Origin of the sequence: Bacillus sp. REN10, from assembly GCF_016820555.1 — a bacterium.
In the GTDB taxonomy this organism is placed as follows: Bacteria; Bacillota; Bacilli; order Bacillales; family Domibacillaceae; genus Bacillus_CE.
Genome location: NZ_JADHDW010000019.1, coordinates 1 through 18,551 on the forward strand (window position 1 = coordinate 1; position 18,551 = coordinate 18,551).

At 39.9% G+C, this 18,551-nt stretch carries 10 protein-coding genes; 7 read left to right on the top strand and 3 right to left on the bottom strand.

What is annotated here, in order from left to right; all coding sequences use genetic code 11:
* Positions 1-354 precede the first annotated feature (354 nt).
* Positions 355-969: an undecaprenyl-diphosphatase gene (locus tag IRB43_RS16465; RefSeq protein ID WP_203364567.1), complete on the top strand. Its 615-nt coding sequence runs from the start codon at positions 355-357 to the stop codon at positions 967-969.
* A 166-nt stretch (positions 970-1,135) separates the two neighbouring features.
* Here the strand turns inward: IRB43_RS16465 and IRB43_RS16470 are convergent, their stop codons facing one another.
* Positions 1,136-1,627, bottom strand: coding sequence for a competence protein ComK (locus tag IRB43_RS16470; protein ID WP_203364568.1), 492 nt, complete (start codon positions 1,625-1,627; stop codon positions 1,136-1,138).
* A 359-nt stretch (positions 1,628-1,986) separates the two neighbouring features.
* On the opposite strand from IRB43_RS16470, the gene IRB43_RS16475 reads away from it, so the two are divergent.
* The 3 genes from IRB43_RS16475 (at position 1,987) to IRB43_RS16485 (ending at position 7,032) form a co-directional block, all read left to right on the top strand.
* Positions 1,987-2,520, top strand: coding sequence for an NfeD family membrane protein (locus IRB43_RS16475; RefSeq protein WP_203364569.1), 534 nt, complete (start codon positions 1,987-1,989; stop codon positions 2,518-2,520).
* Between the two features lie 18 nt (positions 2,521-2,538).
* Positions 2,539-4,050 carry a flotillin family protein gene (locus IRB43_RS16480; RefSeq protein WP_203364570.1) on the top strand — a complete coding sequence of 504 codons (1,512 nt, stop codon included), beginning with the start codon at positions 2,539-2,541 and terminating at the stop codon, positions 4,048-4,050.
* Between the two features lie 456 nt (positions 4,051-4,506).
* Positions 4,507-7,032 (top strand): S-layer homology domain-containing protein, encoded by a 2,526-nt coding sequence (locus IRB43_RS16485; protein ID WP_203364571.1) that lies wholly within the window; start codon positions 4,507-4,509, stop codon positions 7,030-7,032.
* Between the two features lie 69 nt (positions 7,033-7,101).
* On the opposite strand, the gene IRB43_RS16490 is transcribed toward IRB43_RS16485, so the two are convergent.
* On the bottom strand, positions 7,102-7,593 hold the full coding sequence (locus IRB43_RS16490) for a competence protein ComK (RefSeq protein WP_203364572.1): 492 nt from the start codon (positions 7,591-7,593) through the stop codon (positions 7,102-7,104).
* A gap of 547 nt (positions 7,594-8,140) precedes the next feature.
* On the opposite strand from IRB43_RS16490, the gene IRB43_RS16495 reads away from it, so the two are divergent.
* From IRB43_RS16495 to IRB43_RS16505, 3 genes are all read left to right on the top strand, one after another.
* Positions 8,141-10,618, top strand: a complete 2,478-nt coding sequence (locus tag IRB43_RS16495) for a 5'-nucleotidase C-terminal domain-containing protein (RefSeq protein ID WP_203364573.1) — start codon at positions 8,141-8,143, stop codon at positions 10,616-10,618.
* Positions 10,619-10,672: 54 nt separating this feature from the next.
* The gene (locus IRB43_RS16500; RefSeq protein ID WP_203364574.1) at positions 10,673-15,238 is read left to right on the top strand and encodes an endonuclease; all 4,566 of its coding nucleotides are present in this window, start codon (positions 10,673-10,675) and stop codon (positions 15,236-15,238) included.
* 296 nt (positions 15,239-15,534) lie between these two features.
* Positions 15,535-16,755, top strand: a complete 1,221-nt coding sequence (locus IRB43_RS16505) for an S-layer homology domain-containing protein (protein WP_203364575.1) — start codon at positions 15,535-15,537, stop codon at positions 16,753-16,755.
* Positions 16,756-16,854: 99 nt separating this feature from the next.
* On the opposite strand, the gene IRB43_RS16510 is transcribed toward IRB43_RS16505, so the two are convergent.
* Positions 16,855-18,540, bottom strand: a complete 1,686-nt coding sequence (locus tag IRB43_RS16510) for a methyl-accepting chemotaxis protein (RefSeq protein ID WP_203364576.1) — start codon at positions 18,538-18,540, stop codon at positions 16,855-16,857.
* Positions 18,541-18,551: the final 11 nt, after the last annotated feature.

Here is an 18,551-nt window from a genome sequence, read left to right on the forward strand (position 1 = left end):
GAATCAATATGTCAGCTGCTAAGCAAAATTTTCGGCTAAAGTTAATAGCTAATGCTCGTTCGAAAGTTCGTGAATGGGTAATTGGTATAAGACCCCCACTAATTCCTTTATATTTTTTAAATTGAAGATAAATTGTGGATTGGAAAAACGTCACGATGTTCAAGCGAAGAGGAACATTTGAAGTTGAAAAATGGATTAATGCAGGGGACTCCCATTGATATTAATGTATATAAATGATGTGACACCAATCTTACAAAGATGTCATATGAACCCGAAATAATGTTATTTGAATCGATGGTAGATCATCTAATTCTCTTGTACTATGTTCTAAAAAGAGATTGGGTGGTGTTGGGGTTGGATATTTCAGAAGTTAATATTTCATTGTTTAGGTTGATTAATGACCTAGGGAAAGAATATCCTTTTTTGAATCCTACATTTAGTTTTATTGCTGAATATATGGTTGTTTTACTTGCACTAAGTGTTCTTTTTATTTGGTTTACAAGAGAGACGGACAATAGAATAATGGTTCTTTGTGCATCGATCGCTTTTCTTTGTGCCTTTACGATAGGGAAGGTTTCAGGGTTATTTCACTCGAATTATCAACCTTTTGTTGAATTGACAGAGGTTAATAAACTGATAGATAAAGAAAAAGACAATTCTTTTCCAAGTGACCATACAATTTTATTTTTCTCATATGGTATTTCATTTTGGCTCTTTAAGAGAGGCTGGTCAATTTTATGGGTATTGTTAGCTGCTCTCGTGGGAGTCTCCCGTATATGGGTTGGGGTTCATTATCCTTTTGATGTTTTAACAGGAATGTTAATAAGTCTAGTATCTGCAACTTTTATCTATTTAACAGTCCCTAAACTAAGTGTTACTCAAAACATCATAAAGATTTATGAAAAATATGAAAACATGTTGCTTCCTCCGTTCAAAAGAACAAAGGCAAACCAGTCAAAAAACTTTTAGGGGAAATGGTGTCAGCCCCCTAGGAAATTATTTGAGAAAACAAGAAAACCACCCTACGCCGTCGCAAGCAAAAGGGTGGTTCTCATAAGGAAAAATAATTTTTTAGACAACCGCCACCCTGATGGTAGAGGTTGCATGGACGGAGTGTTAGCGCACTCAGTCTTTTTTATATAAAGAGCTGCACTCTTCTTAGCTGACGTAATAACTTGTTCGCGAAGTGGTTCAAGGTGTGGTCTGCTCGCTCTTTTTGTTTCGTAAAGGTATAAAGGGAACCTTCAATCGAGGTGAAGGTACCGTTACTGAATGCTACTCTCAATTGCCCATTTTCTTCTTGCTCCGCGTCAATGATATGTACAGGAAAGCACCAAGGACAGCCATAATTGCTTGGCGAAACCATCGGAAAGGTATAAATTTTTTCCACTGGGCAAATCACTAGAGGTGTTTTTCTTATACAACGAGTTTGTACTCGAGTGGCTTGAATTCTTCCGTCGTATGTACTTCCTCTTTCCATGCAAGCTTCATTCAACATAGACTTGACGGTTTGCTTTGTGTAATAAACACCAAGGACATCATGAATGATCGTGTTGTAATCCGGGTGATGCTGCTCTTTAAGTAACATCGTGGTTGTAGATACGTTATAATTTGGTACTACCTCCATTTTTCCTACCCCCTTTGATCAATTCATTTATATTGTATCAGTCATGGTTAAATATAATTATTATGGAAATGTTATATTTTTGTAAATGTTATGTGGAGAGTGGGGCAGTCTCTTCTACGTGGGTGTTGACTTGCGTCTGGTCAGTTTTTCTTTGCGATGATCGGTTCTTTCGAAGGAGCGGGGGTCTGACCCCAAGCTTTCTTTCATAGAAAGCGTTTATTATAAATTGAAAAGCCTTTTTCTTATTAAAATTTAACAAAAATGAAACTTATCTCCACTTACTACCGTATAAAATAGTAAGAATATAAAATGAATTTTTAATATTCTTATTCATTTAACCTATGAAAGGAGGTGCTCATTTGGAGCTATTCGGTTTCCCCATTCTGACTGTGTATTTCTTTCTTCTGATTGCCTCGGTGTTCATGACTGTGTTGTATGTTCTGTTTGGCGATGTGTTGAGTGGGATGGAGGATGGGATTCCATTTTTTAATCCTGCGGTGGTGTTAGCCTTTGTGACGATTGTCTCCGCTGTTGGGTACTGCTTAGAGCGGTTTTCTTCTTTTACGAGTCTTTATATTCTTTTTATTGCGATAGGTGTAGCGATTGTCGTTGATTTTTTGCTTTATTATTTTGTGTTGATTCCTTTGGCGTCGGCGGAAGAGTCGCTTGTGTATACGGAAGAGTCGTTAAGCGGACGAACGGGGAAGGTGATTATTCCGATTCCTGAGGATGGGTTTGGGGAAGTGGTGATCGAAAGCAATAGCGGGATGATTGCGAAACCGGCTTGTGCTTTTGATGATCAGCCGATTGCCGAGGGAACGACGGTATTAATTATTGAGGTGCAAAAGGGGGTATTGTATGTGCAAACATACGATCCGCTGTTTCAAAATTAATGACAGGAGGGTGTTTGGATGGCAGTTGTATGGACAATTGTTGGGGTAGTGGCATTTGTGTTGGTGGCTCTTATAGCGGTGTATGTATCGAAGTATAAAACGGCAGGGCCGGATGAGGCGTTGATTGTAACGGGCAGTTATTTAGGGAATAAGAATGTTCATGTCGATGATTCAGGGAATAAGATTAAGATTATTCGCGGCGGCGGGGCATTTATTTTTCCAGTGTTTCAGCAATCAGAGCCTTTAAGTTTGTTGTCAAGCAAGCTGGAAGTGACAACGCCGGAAGTGTACACAGAGCAAGGGGTTCCAGTCATGGCAGACGGAACAGCGATCATTAAAATTGGCGGGTCGATCGGGGAGATTGCGACAGCCGCTGAGCAGTTTCTCGGAAAAGCAAAAGAGGATCGGGAAAATGAAGCGAAAGAAGTATTGGAAGGGCATTTGCGTTCGATTTTAGGCTCGATGACGGTCGAAGAAATTTATAAAAATCGAGATAAATTTTCGCAAGAGGTGCAGCGTGTGGCTTCACAAGATTTAGCGAAAATGGGATTGGTGATTGTCTCCTTTACGATTAAAGATGTTCGTGACAAAAACGGTTATTTAGAGTCGCTCGGAAAGCCGCGGATCGCTCAAGTGAAGCGCGATGCTGATATTGCGACAGCGGAAGCCGAAAAGGAAACACGGATTAAAAAAGCGGAAGCGGCGAAAGAAGCTCAGAAAGCAGAGTTGAAGCGAGCGACAGAGATTGCCGAAGCGGAGAAGGAAAATCAGTTGAAAGTGGCTGAGTATCGCCGCGAACAAGACGTAGCGAAAGCGCGAGCCGATCAGGCGTATGATCTCGAAACAGCACGGTCGAAACAAGAAGTCACGGAACAGGAAATGCAAATCCGCATTATTGAGCGTCAAAAGCAGATTGAATTGGAAGAAAAAGAAATTCAGCGCCGCGAGCGTCAATATGATTCGGAAGTGAAGAAAAAGGCCGATGCGGATCGCTATGCAGTTGAACAAGCGGCATTAGCGGAGAAAACGAAGCAAATGGCAGAAGCGGAAGCAAATAAGTATCGAGTGGAAGCGATGGCTAAAGCCGAAGCAGAGAAGATCCGCTTAGATGGATTAGCGAAAGCGGATGCGGAACGGGCCAGCGGGGAAACGGAGGCGGATATTATCCGCATGAAAGGTCTCGCTGAAGCCGAAGCGAAACGCAAAATCGCCGAAGCCTTTGAGCATTTCGGTGAAGCCGCTATTTTAGATATGGTCATTAAAATGCTTCCGGAATATGCGAAACAGATCGCTAGTCCTCTCGGCAATATCGACAAGATCACCGTTGTCGATACAGGCAGCGACAGCCAAAACGGCGGAGCGAATAAAATTACGGGGTATACGACGAACCTCATGTCAACGATGCAAGAATCCTTGAAAGCATCGGCGGGCATTGATGTGAAAGAGCTGTTAGAGAATCTGTCAGGGAAAGGCAATGTGCGGAAGAGTATTGATGAGTTAACGAAGGAAGTAAAGAGCAATCGTACTTAATAAAGAAGGGACAGTTCGGATGTAGTGGAAAGAATAGAACAAAAGAACCATAGAGATTCACTAAGAGGCTAGGCCCTACTGAATAAGTGCTAAACAAAAGCAGCTAACCATATGCTATGCATTTGGTTGGCTGCTTTTTATTGTCTATTCTTCTCTCTATAGTATGAATAATAGAGACTATGTGATTTTATTGTAAAAAATGATTGAAAAATATATTAATACTTATATATCCAATTATTAATTAATGTGGAAACATATCCACTATTTTAATATAGAAAAATTGCCAATGTAGGTTTATATTGTAGTGGAGGACGAGGAATATAAATGCAGGGTTGGTAAGCCTATAATTTAACATTGGTAATAGTTCCTCATTCTTTAACTTCTAACACCTTATTCTTACGATGCAAAAATACATATAAATTATGTATTTATAAACTATTTTGGAGGGATTTATACATGGGTTTTCAAGCAAAATCTTATCGTAAATTTATTGCCGCATCTGCGACAGCCACTCTTGTAGCAACAGCAGTAACGCCGGCATTTGCTGCAAGCTTTGATGATGTCAATGATCGCGTGAAGGAAGCAGTAAGTTATTTAGTAGATAACAAGATTGCGAAAGGCACGTCTGAAACTACGTTCGGAACGTACAACCAAATCACTCGTGCAAATGCAGCAGTTATGATTGCAAACGCGTTAAAATTAACTGAAACATCAGCTCCGGATGCTGGATTCAAAGATGTTCCAGCTCGTGCGAAAGCGGCAGTGAATGCACTTAAAGCAGCTGGCATCTTAAACGGTAAAACAGAAACAACATTTGGTGCAAACGACCCACTAACTCGCGGTGAGATGGCTGTGATCCTTACTCGTGCTTACAAGTTAGATGGAGAAGGTACAAACCATTCTTTCAAAGATGTAAACAAAAACTACACAGCGGCAGTAAATGCACTTCTTAAAAACAAAATTACATCTGGTAAAACAGAAACAGCATTTGGAACAAACGATAACCTTACTCGCGGTGACTTCGCTGTCTTCTTATTCAGAGCGGATACGCTTGAAGTGAAAGAGGAAGTCAAGGCTGCGGTTGAATCAGTGAAGGCGTTAAACGCTACACAAGTTCAAATTACAGGTACAGGTTTAGATCAGTTTAAAGCAGATCAGTTTACATTAGCAGGAAATAAAGTGCTATCATTAGTCGCTAATAAAGACAATACAGAAGCGACTTTAACGCTTGAAAAGGCTGTTCCTTCTTCTGTAGAGCAAGTGCTTAAATTAACAGAAAAAGTAGAAGGTCAAGCGGATGTCGTGACTGAATTTAAATTCACTTTCACACTTGATGTGACGGCAGCGAAAGCTTTAACATCTAGAATTGATGAAGCGAAAGATGGCCAGTTCTTAAAGTTCAGCATCAATGATGAAGCGACAGCAGCGGATGTAGCTTACTTGAAAGAAGCTGGTTATACAGTGAAATTCCAATCGACGAAGCCAGCCGTATTCGCAGATGATTCCACTGGTGAAATCGATGAAGCTCAAGTGGCAGCTGGAGACAAATTCTCTTATAAAGTGGTTATCACTAAAGGAGATAAAACAGTTGAATCTGAATTAGTAGAAGTGACGGTTGTTGATGAAAAAGCGATCACAACAGCGATCACAGCATATGATTTATTCGCTAATACGGATGTAGCAGTGAAGAGCGGCAAAATCGCTTTAAATGATGCCAATGTAAGCCTTGCTAATGTTAAAGGAACTTTATTAGATGGCACAAAAGAAGCTGCCATTAATGACGCGACATTCAAAACGTCTAATCCGGCAGTAGCGGTTATTGACCATACTGGTAAGATCACTCCAGTTGCCCCTGGTACAGTGAAATTCACTATTGCAAGCGGAGATGCAAAAGTAGAGGTTCCTGTAACAATTGTTGCAGATGCTCGTGTAGCAACAACAGCGACGACGAATGTTTCTTCTTCAAAGCTTGTGAATGGTGCTACTCAATCTGTAAGTGTAGAAGTGAAGGACCAATATGGCGATGCGTTTAAAGGATTAGATTTAGCAGCATTTGATGTGAAAAACTCTAAAAACGAAACAATCGCTACATCTAATGATCCAGCAGCAACGGATGCAGCAGGTAAAACTTCATTTACAGTAACAGCTGATGCAGCGAACGTTGGTACTGGTGCACTTCAAATTAAAAATGCAGCTGACAAGACATTAGCTACTGTGAACTTAACTATTGCAGCAACTGGTGACGTGGCATCTAGAAAACTAGAGCTTGCTGACTCTGCGAAAGATTTACAGTTAGATATTGTGAAAGGTTCTACAGATAAAGAAGTGAGCATTCTTTGGAATCAATACAATGCTTCAGGCTTCTTAATTGGACCAGAAAAAGACTTCGATGAAGATGGCGCAGCTGCTGGTGATACAGGTAAATACACTGTCGCTTCATCTGATACAAATGTGGCAACTGTTGCAGTGGATGATTCTACAGGTGCGATCACAGTAACTGGCGGAACGAAATCGGGTACAGCTACTATTAAAGTATTAGAAGGAACAGTGGTACGTGCGACAATTAACGTAAATGTTGTGAACTCTACACCTTCTATTACAGCTGTTAGCTTTGAAGCGGCTGAAGTGAAAGCAGTTAAATTCTTAGATTTAGATGCTGAAGTATTGAAAGCTGAAAAGGTTACGTTAAGTGCTGATAAGAAAGTATCAATTTCTGATACTGGCGTCATCTATATTGAAGTGGCGAATGCTGGTTATGATGCAGCAGATGATATCACATTAGGAACAGTTACTGCCGTATCTAATGTTGTAGATTCTAACGGTGTGACAGTTCCTGTGGAAATCGCTGGCGGCAAATTAGGAAAAACTGCTGGAGCTGCTTTCTCTGCTGGAGATAACGGTTCTGTCGTAGTAAAAGTTACTCGTGATGGAGAAACAACTCCATTGGCAGTTTCTACAATCAATGTGAACATTCCTAAATAATTAGGCATATAAACCCATTGGACATATAGAAAGCAGCGAGCTATTTTGATAGCTTGCTGCTTTTATTTTTTATATAAAGAGACTTCTCGTCTTTAATCGACGAAACAATTTACTAGAGAATTGATGCATGCTGTCAACGGCCCGCTTCTTTTGGGTATGAAAGGTGCGAAGGGAGCAATTAACCGATATGGAGGTGCCGTCGATGAATTGGACGGTTAATCTCCCATTTCCTTCTTCTTCTACCCCAACGATATTCTCCGGAAAGAGCCAAACACAATCGTAGTTATTTGGTCCAACAATAGGAAAGGCATAAATCTTTTCAACTAGGCAAATTATCAAAGGTGTTTTCTTCATATAAGAAGTTACGGCTCGAATGGCTTCAATACGTCCTTCATATGTACAGGCTCTTTCAATGCAAGCTTCATTCAAAAGGGTCTTTACTGTTTTTCGTGTACAATACACACCGTTCGCATCATGAATAATTGTGTTGTACTCCGGATGATTCAGTCCTGCCATTGAAAAGGTATCTGTTGACAATTTGTAGTCTTCAAATGACTCCACTTTTCCTACCCCCTTTGATTAATTCACCCTTATTTTATCAGGAATTGTTATTTATCACCATAATACGAATGTTATAATTTTGTAAAAAATGTTTAAATTTTGAATTGTTGATTCAATAGAGAAGTGTAAATGATCAAGAGTCCGATTCTCCAAAAAGAAGAATCGGGTTTTTTATATTTATTGATGGAGTGAATGAGAAAAGACCTATTACTTTATTTTCATCCGTTTTTTGTTTTAATTGTAAACGAATTGTAAACGTCTTTTGGCCAACAGCTACGGTAATCAACAAAAACAAGCAGGAAAATCCGTATGTATTGGTATTTTTATCTTTATGCACCTATCGTTTACAATAATTTAACAATATTTACATAGTGTATATGCTATGTTTTTACATGGGTGGTTTTCTATATTACACCTTTTATTGAGGTATTTGTTTAATTTTGAAGTAAATGGTGAAAAGCTATCATTTTTCAATAGTGTAGTTTTTCTTGTTTTCTAGACTTAGTGTAACTAGATTATAAAACATGATGGTGGAGGAATTGAGTGTATGGGTTACTTATCAAAATCTCATCGTAAATTTGTGGCTGCTGCCGCAACGGCTACGCTTGTAGCTACAGCGGTCACACCTGCTTTCGCGGCTTCATTTTCAGACGTATCGAAGGATTATAAAGAGGCAGTCGATTATCTCGTTAGCAACAAAATCACGGATGGAATGACGGATACCAAGTTTGGTACATCCCTGTCTATTAAGCGTGTTGATGCCGCGGTGATGTTAGCAAAAGCGTTAAAACTGGATATTAAAAATGTGGAAGATGCAGGTTTTAAAGATGTACCAGTCCGTGCGAAAGCGTATGTTAACGCTTTAAAGAAAGCGGGAATTGTCGGTGGGAAAACGGAGACGATATTCGCTCCCGATCAAAACATTACACGCGGTGAAGTAGCACTTATGCTAGCGAAAGCGTATGATTTAAAGGGCGACAACACGAATATTTCTTTTAAAGACGTGACTTCCCGTTACAAGGATGCTGTAAGCGCGCTTGTGAAACATGACATTACATCAGGTAAAACCACAACAACTTATGGAACAAATGATGATATTAAACGCGGGGAATACGCGATTTTCTTATATAAGCTTTCGAAGCTGGATAAAGATTTCACATTGTCGTTAATGCATACGAACGATACGCATGCCAATCTCGACAATGCTCCTAAGAAAATGACGGCGATTAAGGAAGTGCGTGCTGAAAAGCCGAATGCACTTTTAGTTGATGCAGGAGATGTTTTCTCTGGAACGCTATATTTCAATGAATTTAAAGGTCAAGCAGACTTACAATTAATGAATCTCATGGGTTATGATGTGATGACGTTTGGTAACCATGAATTTGATTTAGGTTCTAGTCCTGAAGGCCATCAAGCATTAGCGGACTTTATTAAAGGGGCTAAGTTCCCATTTGTCAGCTCTAATGTCGATTTCTCTAAAGATGATAAATTGAAGGGATTGTTCAGTGATTTAAATTCTAGTAAACCCGAAGACGGAAAGATCTATAACGGAATCGTTAAAGAAGTGAATGGTCAAAAGGTTGGATTCTTCGGATTGACGACGCAAGACACGAAGGATATCTCAAGCCCTGACAAGGTGAAATTTGAGAACTACATTGAAGAAGCAGAAAAAGCAGTAAAAGCATTTGAGGGTATGGATGTAAATAAAATAGTCGCTGTTTCTCATATTGGCTATGATGACAACGAAGCCGTCGATAATGATTTGACATTGGCTGCTAAAGTAGACGGCATCGATGTCATCGTTGGTGGACATAGTCATACGAAATTAAGTGAACCGACTGTTGTGAGTAAAGACGAAGTAGGTAAAGTAAAAGATCCAACGGTCATTGTTCAGGCGGATCAACACAATAAATTTTTAGGCACATTAGATGTTAAATTTGACAAGAACGGAAAAGTAATCGGCCAAGCGGGTAAATTAATTGAGATTAAAGAACAAGCAGAAGATGCTAAGGCGAAAGAATTGCTAGCACCATATGCCTCCAAAATCAATGAAATTAAAAATACACCAACTGGTGGAACAGCTGAAAAGTTACTAGACAACCCGCGTACTTCCGGTGATGATACGAAGCCAAGTGTTCGTAAAAACGAAACAGAACTTGGAAACTTAATTACAGATGGCATGTTGAAAAAAGCAAGAGAGTACAATCCAAAAGTGGTAATGGCGCTTCAAAATGGTGGTGGTATTCGTGTGCCAATTGACAAAGGACCAATTACTGTTGGCGAAGTCATTAATGTTCTTCCATTCGGAAACACGTTAGCGACGATGGAAGTCACAGGTGCTGAGTTAAAAGAGGCATTTGAAACAAGCGTGAAAACTTTACCAAAGGAAAATGGTGGATTCTTACATGTGTCAGGAGCAAAAGTAAAATATGATTCTTCTAAACCAGCAGGAAAACGCGTACAATCTATTTCTTATAAAACGGCAGATGGTTTTTACACAGAAATTAAAGATACAGAGAAGTATACTGTGGCAACCAATGCCTTCACAGCAAAAGGCGGAGATGGCTATGATGTCTTCAAGAAAGCGTATGAAGAAGGTCGTGTAACGGATCTTGGTTTATCCGATTGGGAGAATCTCAGAGATCATATAAAGAGCTTAGGTAAAGTAAATCCGCAAATTGAAGGTCGCATTATGGATGTGGCGAACCAAATAGATTCAGGTACAGGAGGATCTACGGATGGTGGATCGACGCCTGATCCTACACTTCCTGGCGGTAATGTAGATGGGGCTTTCTTCTCTGGAACAAAAGGAAGTCCAAAAATCTATAGAGATTCAGTAACTGTTGATGTAACAAATACTACTGCTCTGGCACACGCTGTAGTAAAAGGTAATTTAAAGATTACAGGAACAATCAGTGAAACATTGAAGCTTAACGATATTAAAGTTGAAGGAGATTTAATCCTTCCTGAAGCTTCTAACTTAGACTTGTCTAATGTTCAAGTAATGGGAGAGACAATCCTTTGATTTTTAAGCAGTATGAGGACTAAATGGGAAAACTAATTGATTGGAGCGAAATAAATGAAGACCAAGCAGTTTATGAAAAGTTTGAACATTGGATTAGTCATTTTGTTATTCATTAGCCTTTTTACACCAATGAGTGTTCAGAAGGTAAGTGCCGAAAGTTTCATCACTGTTGCTGATGCAATTAGGAACAATACGGGAACACAAACAGTAAGAGGTTATATTGTTGGTTATGTTAACGGAAACACAAGTGTAACGAGAACACCAGCCGAATTTCAAGATACCAATATTGCTATTGCCGATACACCCGGTGAAACAGATACAAGTAAAATGATTTACGTACAGTTACCAACTGGGGAATTACGAAAAAATTGGAATTTGAAAATGAATCCTCAGTTACTTGATACACAAGTAGATGTTAATGGAAGTCTACAAGCTTATTTTTCCCATCCTGGCTTAAAATCTCCGACAGCCATTACAAAAGTGGAGAGTAATCCAGAAATTCCAACTGACGAAACAAAGGTTCAAACAGTGACAGCTTCTCCCGCGTCATCGAGTGTAGTTGCCGGTACAGAAGTGACACTTTCGACAAAAACCGAAGGAGCTACCACTTATTATACGACCGATGGCACGGAACCAACTGCTACAAGCACGACTTACAATAATCCAATTATAGTTGATAAAGAGATGACAATTAAGGCATTTGCTCAAAAAGAGGGGCTTGAAGATAGCGATGTAAGTACATTTACTTATAAGCTATTGCAAGAGCAATCCATTGCCGATGCACGCACAAAAGTGATTGGTGAGGAGGTAGTTGTAAAAGGAGTCGTAACGGCTAAGTTGAAAAATACGATTCAACTTCAAGATGAGACAGCTGCGATTGCTGTACGCCCAACGTCATTAAATGTGGAACCTGGAGATGAAGTCACATTAAAAGGTACGTTGAAAGAATTTAATCATCTGTTACAAATCGATCCTGCTACTATCGAGACAAAAGGCGAGAATGTAGGGGTTCCTGCTCCTTTAGAGATTAAAGGTAGTGAAGTTAATGAAGAGAATGAGTCAAAATTAGCCACAATTAAAAACGTTACGATTACAGCTGATCTTGGTTCAGGTAACTACTCAGGTACAGTCGATGGAGCAACTGTTACGGTTCGTGATGAAAACGGTGCTCTGGGTCTAACTGTAAATACAAAATATGATTCAATTACAGGAATTGTTTCGCAATTTAAAGATACGTACCAAATCATTCCACGCTCACAGCAAGATATCATCGCTGATAGCTCTGTGATCCAACCGGTGTTTGCGAATCCAGGCAGTGGAACATTTGTGGGTGGTACAACAGTTACTTTATCTACCAATGCGGCTAATGCTGAAATTTTTTACACGACAGATGGAACAGGTCCAATCGAAAAAGGTGTGAAATACGAAGCGCCAATCGAAATCAAAGAAGATACGGCACTTAAAGCCGTTGTCAAGACATCTGAGGACAAGTATAGCGAAGTCAAGACTTTCGATTACAAAATCACAGATAGCCTCCAAATCCATGACATTCAAGGAGCGAGCCATCAATCATCATTTGATGGACAAACGGTAGAAAATCTTCAAGGTGTTGTAACGTATTCTTTCAAATTAGGAACTTCTAATTATTATCACATTCAAACACCAGATGAAAAAGCAGACAATGATGCAAAAACATCAGAAGGAATTGTTCTTTACAGTGGCAAAAACACTTGGCCGATTCAAGTGGGCGATTTAGTATCCGTCACTGGTAAAGTCAGCGAATTTGCGATTGATGGGTTCAATGACCGTCAAACAACAGATATGAAAACGACACAAATCAATGTTCGTAACGATCAAGGTGGAAACGTTGAAGTCGTGCAATCAGGTGTAGAATTACCAAAACCAATTGTGATTGACGAAACTAACTTACCGAAAGAAAAGATTGATAGCGATTATTTAGCTGAATTTAACCCAAATGTCGATGCGATTGACTTCTGGGAAAGCTTAGAAGGCATGCGTGTAGAAGTGGGTAATGTGAAAGCTGTTGCCCCACAAGAACACGGAGATCTTGTCACGGTTCTTGAAAACAGACAAACAAACACTTTGCATGGTGGCGTTTTATTAGAAAAAGAGAATCAAAATGCCGATCGCATTCAATTCCGTTTAGAGCCGAACAGTCCAGCTCGCGACTTTGAAGTGGCAACAGGTGATCAATTTAAAGGGCCGATCACAGGAGTAGTGGGTTATTCATTCCAAAACTACAAAATTTACGTTTCTTTAAATGAGATGAAAGCGGCTCATTCAAAGGGCGAGGCAAAACCAGAACAAACAAAGATTGTGAAGGATGATAAGAAGTTAACGGTTGCTTCTTATAACTTAGAAAACTTCTCAAACAATAAACAATCTACAACAGATGATAAAGCGCAAAAATTAGCAAGAGCGATTGCGAAAGATATGCAAAGCCCTGATATTGTTGGCGTGACAGAAGTTCAAGATAATAACGGTCAAGATCCTGGTGATTCAAAGGCAGACCAAAGCTATCAACGATTGATCAATGAGATTGCAAAAGCAGGTGGGCCGACATATAAGTATGCCAATATCGATCCTGTGAATGACCAAGATGGTGGTGCACCAGGAGCAAATATTCGGGTCGGCTTCTTATACAATCCAGAGCGTGTATCATTAACAGATGGTATGCCTGAAGGAGATGCAACAACAGCGGTTGATTATAAAGATGGAAAATTGACGTTAAACCCTGGTCGTATTGATCCAACAAATGCGGCATTTAAGAGTAGTCGTAAGCCATTAGCTGCCCAGTTTGATTTCCAAGGTGAAAATGTTGTTGTTATTGCGAATCACTGGAACTCTAAAGGTGGAGATACGCCATTATTCGGTTCACAACAACCACCTGTCTACAAAAGTGAAGTGCAACGTAAGCAAATTGCCACGGTTGTAGCTAACTTTATCAAAGATGTAAAGACTGAGAATCCAAATGCGAACATCGTCTCTCTTGGCGACTTTAACGACTTCCAATTCTCTGAAGCGTTAAACATTCACGAAGGTAAGCATATGACGAATATGATCAATAAAGTGGAAGCGTCTGATCGTTATACGTATGTCTATCAAGGGAACTCTCAAGTGCTCGACCACATTTTAGTTTCGAAAAATCTTGAAAAAGCAACTGCAGTGGATATCCTTCATGTCAATGCTGATTTTACAGATATGGCAGGCCGTGCAAGTGATCATGACCCAGTATTAGTTCAAATTGGTTTGACGGATGATGGAGAAGTGACTCCAATCACTCCTGAAAAAATGTACAATTTAAAAAACTTTAAGACGAAAAAATTAAACATCCAATCACCAAGCGTTGCGATTGACCTTGACGAGTCATCTGTTATTACTGAAGGCATTTACTTAACGGGTGCTTATGCTGAACTTCAAGGTACTGGTCTGAAAACGACAAAAGTAACGATCAAGCCGAAAGAAGCAGGTGCTATCATTGATTTCAAAGGTGCCGAAGTAAGTGAAGTCATTATTGATGGAAAGCATGTCAAAGAAATTAGAGGCGCTGAAAACATTAAAAATATTAAATTTGAAAATGGCGCAGCATCTGATTCGATTCAATGGATTAATTCGAAGGGAGAGCCAATCGGCTCTCCTTCTTTGCCTGAAGGAAACAAAGCGCCTGTGCTAAAAAAGGAGTTTACGAATCAAACGGTAAAAGTGGGAGAAACGATTTCCCTGCCATTATCCGATTATTTTTCTGATCCTGACAATGATCCATTAACATTCACATCGACGAAAGGGAGTATTGATCCGAAAACGGCCACATTGACACTATCACTCGAAGAAGGAAGCCATCTAGTCGCTGTCACTGCCACAGATGGGAAGGCTAATGAAACAGTCAGATTTGCTGTCACGGTGAGAGCAGAAGAAGCACCGCTTGATGATTACTATAAAGCCGCTTACGGAAAAACAGGAAATGAATTGAAAGCCTCTTTGCATGAAATTATCGATGACCATACGCAGCTTTCTTATGATGAAGTATGGGAAGCGCTGAAAGAAACCGATGAAGATCCTGCTAATTCGAACAATGTCATTTTGCTTTACTCAGGGCAATCTCGTTCGAAAAGTTTAAATGGCGGAGATGTGGGGGATTGGAATCGCGAACATGTATGGGCAAAGTCACATGGCGATTTTGGAACAAGCCACGGACCTGGGACAGACATTCATCATTTGCGTCCAACAGATGTGAAAATCAACAGTACAAGAGGAAGCTTAGACTTTGATAATGGGGGAAGCCCTGTTAAGAATTGTGATGGCTGCTTCAAAACAGCTAACTCATGGGAGCCGCCTGACCGTGTCAAAGGAGATGTGGCTAGAATGATCTTTTACATGGCGGTTCGCTATGAAAAAGGAGACCGTGTCGACCTAGAGCTAAATGAGAAACTTAATAATGGAAATAATCCATATCACGGTAAACAATCTGTCCTATTAAAATGGCACAAACAAGACCCAGTCAATGAATTTGAACGAAAAAGAAATGACACGATCCAAAAATGGCAAGGCAACCGTAACCCATTCATCGACCATCCCGAATGGGCCGACATGATTTGGTAGGTGCCTGTCACCCCCCGGTTTTTGTCGAAATAGTAAGTTTGAGAAAGGTTCTGCGGAGAAGTTTCCGCAGGGCTTTTTTTGTTTTTGAATGTGTATAAATAGTGTATAAGATGGGGCTTTTGAAGGTGACTAGTTTATAAATAACTAGTAGGCTAGATGATTTATTCTTGTGGAATATTGTTTCATTTTTTCCACATTTATTTAAAATAAAGGTGGTATATTACAATTTTGGTAGATATAATTGAAATGTCAGGCTTTTTTACTAGTTTGATAAATAATATTTTGGAGGGGTAAGGTTGAAAAAGGCAATTATTTTTATGTTGTCAGTTTTGCTGATTTGCACAGCTGTGCCGATGAATCAAGTGCAAGCAGCAGCTGAACCGTTTAAAGACATCAAGTCAAACAATCGTTTTTATGAGCCAATTTGGAGCTTGATGGCAAAAGGAGTACTTGAATCAGAAGATGAGAATTCATATAAGGTGGCACCAAACAAATTGGTGACGCGTGCGGATGCAGCTGATATGATCGCAGCGATGCTTGGGTTGGAATTAGAAAGTGATCATGCTGGATTTCGTGATGTAACAAGAGATCATGTTCGCTATGATTCGATTGCTGCTTTAGCGGAGCGAGGCATTATCGACGGGTTCAAAGATGGGACGATTAAGCCAAATGAAGTGTTAACAAGAGCACAAATGGCGAAGATGATTTCATTAAGCTTCAAGTATCAAACAAATGCGAATGCCGTCATTCCTTTTAAGGATGTTCCTAAAGGAAACTGGGCAGTTCCTTACATTGACGCGTTAGTTCGCAGCGGTGTAACGACTGGAACAACAGCTACTACTTTCGCACCAAATGATAAATTAACACGTCAGCAAATGGCTTTATTCTTATACCGCGCTCATCAGAAAAAGCCGGTAAGCCAGTACAATGATGAGGAAGTCTTTAATTTAGTTCGAGAAGTACAGAACAAAGCAAGCATGGTGATGGAATATTACACAAATGCTTCTAAGAAACCAGCATTCTCTAAAGTACGAGTAGAATTGCTTCCTTATGCTGAAACCGCGCTTGTGGACAGCTTTATGAAAGAGTTTTATAAGGAAGCCTGCAAAAGTTGTGACATGATCATGTATGATGAAGTGTATGATACGGGACTTCCGTATGAGATTGCAGAACGCAGCAACAGCCGCATCAAAGTGAAAGTACGCTACCCACAAGATGAAATGAGTGAAGCTTATACTGCGGTTTGGACGTTAGTAAATGTTAATGGCAAGTGGAAAATGAAAGACTGGGAAGAGTATTCTATTAAAGAAGCTCCATTTAAATTAACCGTTCAACAAGCGGAACACTATTTAAAATCAGTGATTGAAGATCCATGGACTTGGGAGAACAAACGCGAGTACATCAAATCTATCAAACACGAAGGAACAAACAAAGGCTACTATAAGTTCTCTATTAAAACAAACCTAGACGAATACATCGTTGAAATCAACCCGGTTGACGCATCTATTAAAGAATAATCGGGCGGTGCCTGTCACCCCCCGGTTTTTGTCGAATGAAAATAGCGCCGAGCTGCCCTTTAGTTATTGAGGGAGCTTGGCGCTGTTTGTTTGTGCTGTTTATAGTGTAAATTGATTGACTAGTTTCTTTAAGTCGTTTGCCATGTTGCTAAGGCTTTCGACGGAAGCGGAGATATTTTTCATAGATGTATGTTGCTCTTCAGCAGCTGTAGCGACATTTTGGGCATTAGCCGCAGATTCTTCTGATGTATGGGTCATGCGCTGAATCATTTCGACAATGCCATCGGTGCTAGCATTGACTTGTTCCACAACAGCGGAGACTTCATGGTTTTGAACAGAAATATCCTCAATAAGTTTGGCAATCTCGTTGAAGGAATCATCTGTTTGCGAAGTTAAACTCATCCCGTCTTGAACGGCCGAGATGCCTTCTTTCATCGATTGAATCGCATTTTTAGACTCCAGTTGAATTTCCTCAATTAATTTGCGGATTTCATTGGCGGATTTCTCCGATTGTTCGGCCAGCTGTTTGACTTCTCCAGCCACAACGGCAAATCCTTTCCCATGTTCTCCCGCACGCGCTGATTCAATGGCCGCATTTAATGACAATAGGTTCGTCTGGCTAGCAATAGCGGTAATGATCGAGATAATTTGATCAATTTCTCTTGATTTCTGATCCAATCTTTGAATGACCTCAAAGGTGTGATCCACTTTTTGATGAATTTGCTTCATTTGTTGTAAAGTTTCTTGTACGACTTGATTTCCTTTGCTTGCATTTGATTTGGCATGCTGACCTAAATCTGTCACTGTTTGAATCGCTTGAGCGGCTTGCGTCATTCCTTGAGACACTTCTGTAATAAATCGTGAAGAATGAGAAGAGTCAGCCGCTTGCTGTTCAGTAACAAGAGCCACTTCCTGCATCGCAGCGGTAATTTCTTCGGTCGCTGTTTCATTTTTTTCTGCACTCGTTGTTAACTGTTCCGATGAAGAGACAATTTCTTTTGAGGTGGCATCAATTTTTTTGATCAGCTCACTTAGCTGGATCCTCATTTGCTCGAAGGATTGTGATAGCTTTCCAACTTCATCTTTGGATGACAACGAAACCGATTGGTGCAAGTTCCCTTTCGCAATATCCTCAGTAGAGAGAATCAATCGATCGAGCGGAACAATGATGGAGCGACTTAAGAAAATGGCAATGATGACGCCAATAACAAAAATGATGGCGATCATCCAGTTGAAGAATTCCGTGTTCTTTTGAACTAGCTGCTCAATATCTTGAATCGACTGCTTGATTTTTTCAGCGTTTTCTTGTTGAAAGGCATCCACCTTATCGTTAATATCTATGGCCGTTTTATCAAATTCAAGCATGATTTGATTTCCTTTTTTCGGGCCGCTTTTGATGTACTCATTGGACATTTTCTCCCCTAAAGCATAGTAGGCTTCAAAAGACTGTTCAATGGAGTTCAATCTTTCAACATCATTTGGATTCAGCTCTTTCAGCGTTTGAATATCACGATAAAAAACGTCGCTGTACTTTTTTGCTTGTTCAAAGCCATCATCTAATCCATTTTGTGCCCGAGTTGCACTAATATCTGATAAATACTGCTGTACCTGTACAACCGATAATTTCAGTTCATCGGATAGCAGAGCCGTTTGCAATGTTCGATCTTTAATCGTTTGTATTTGCTTTACTTGAGCATTCGAATTTTGCTGTTGATAGATCCACAGAAATATTAACAATAGAAAAATGAGACCAAAAGAGAGAAAGCTTCTTAATTTAATAGACAAAACAAGCACTC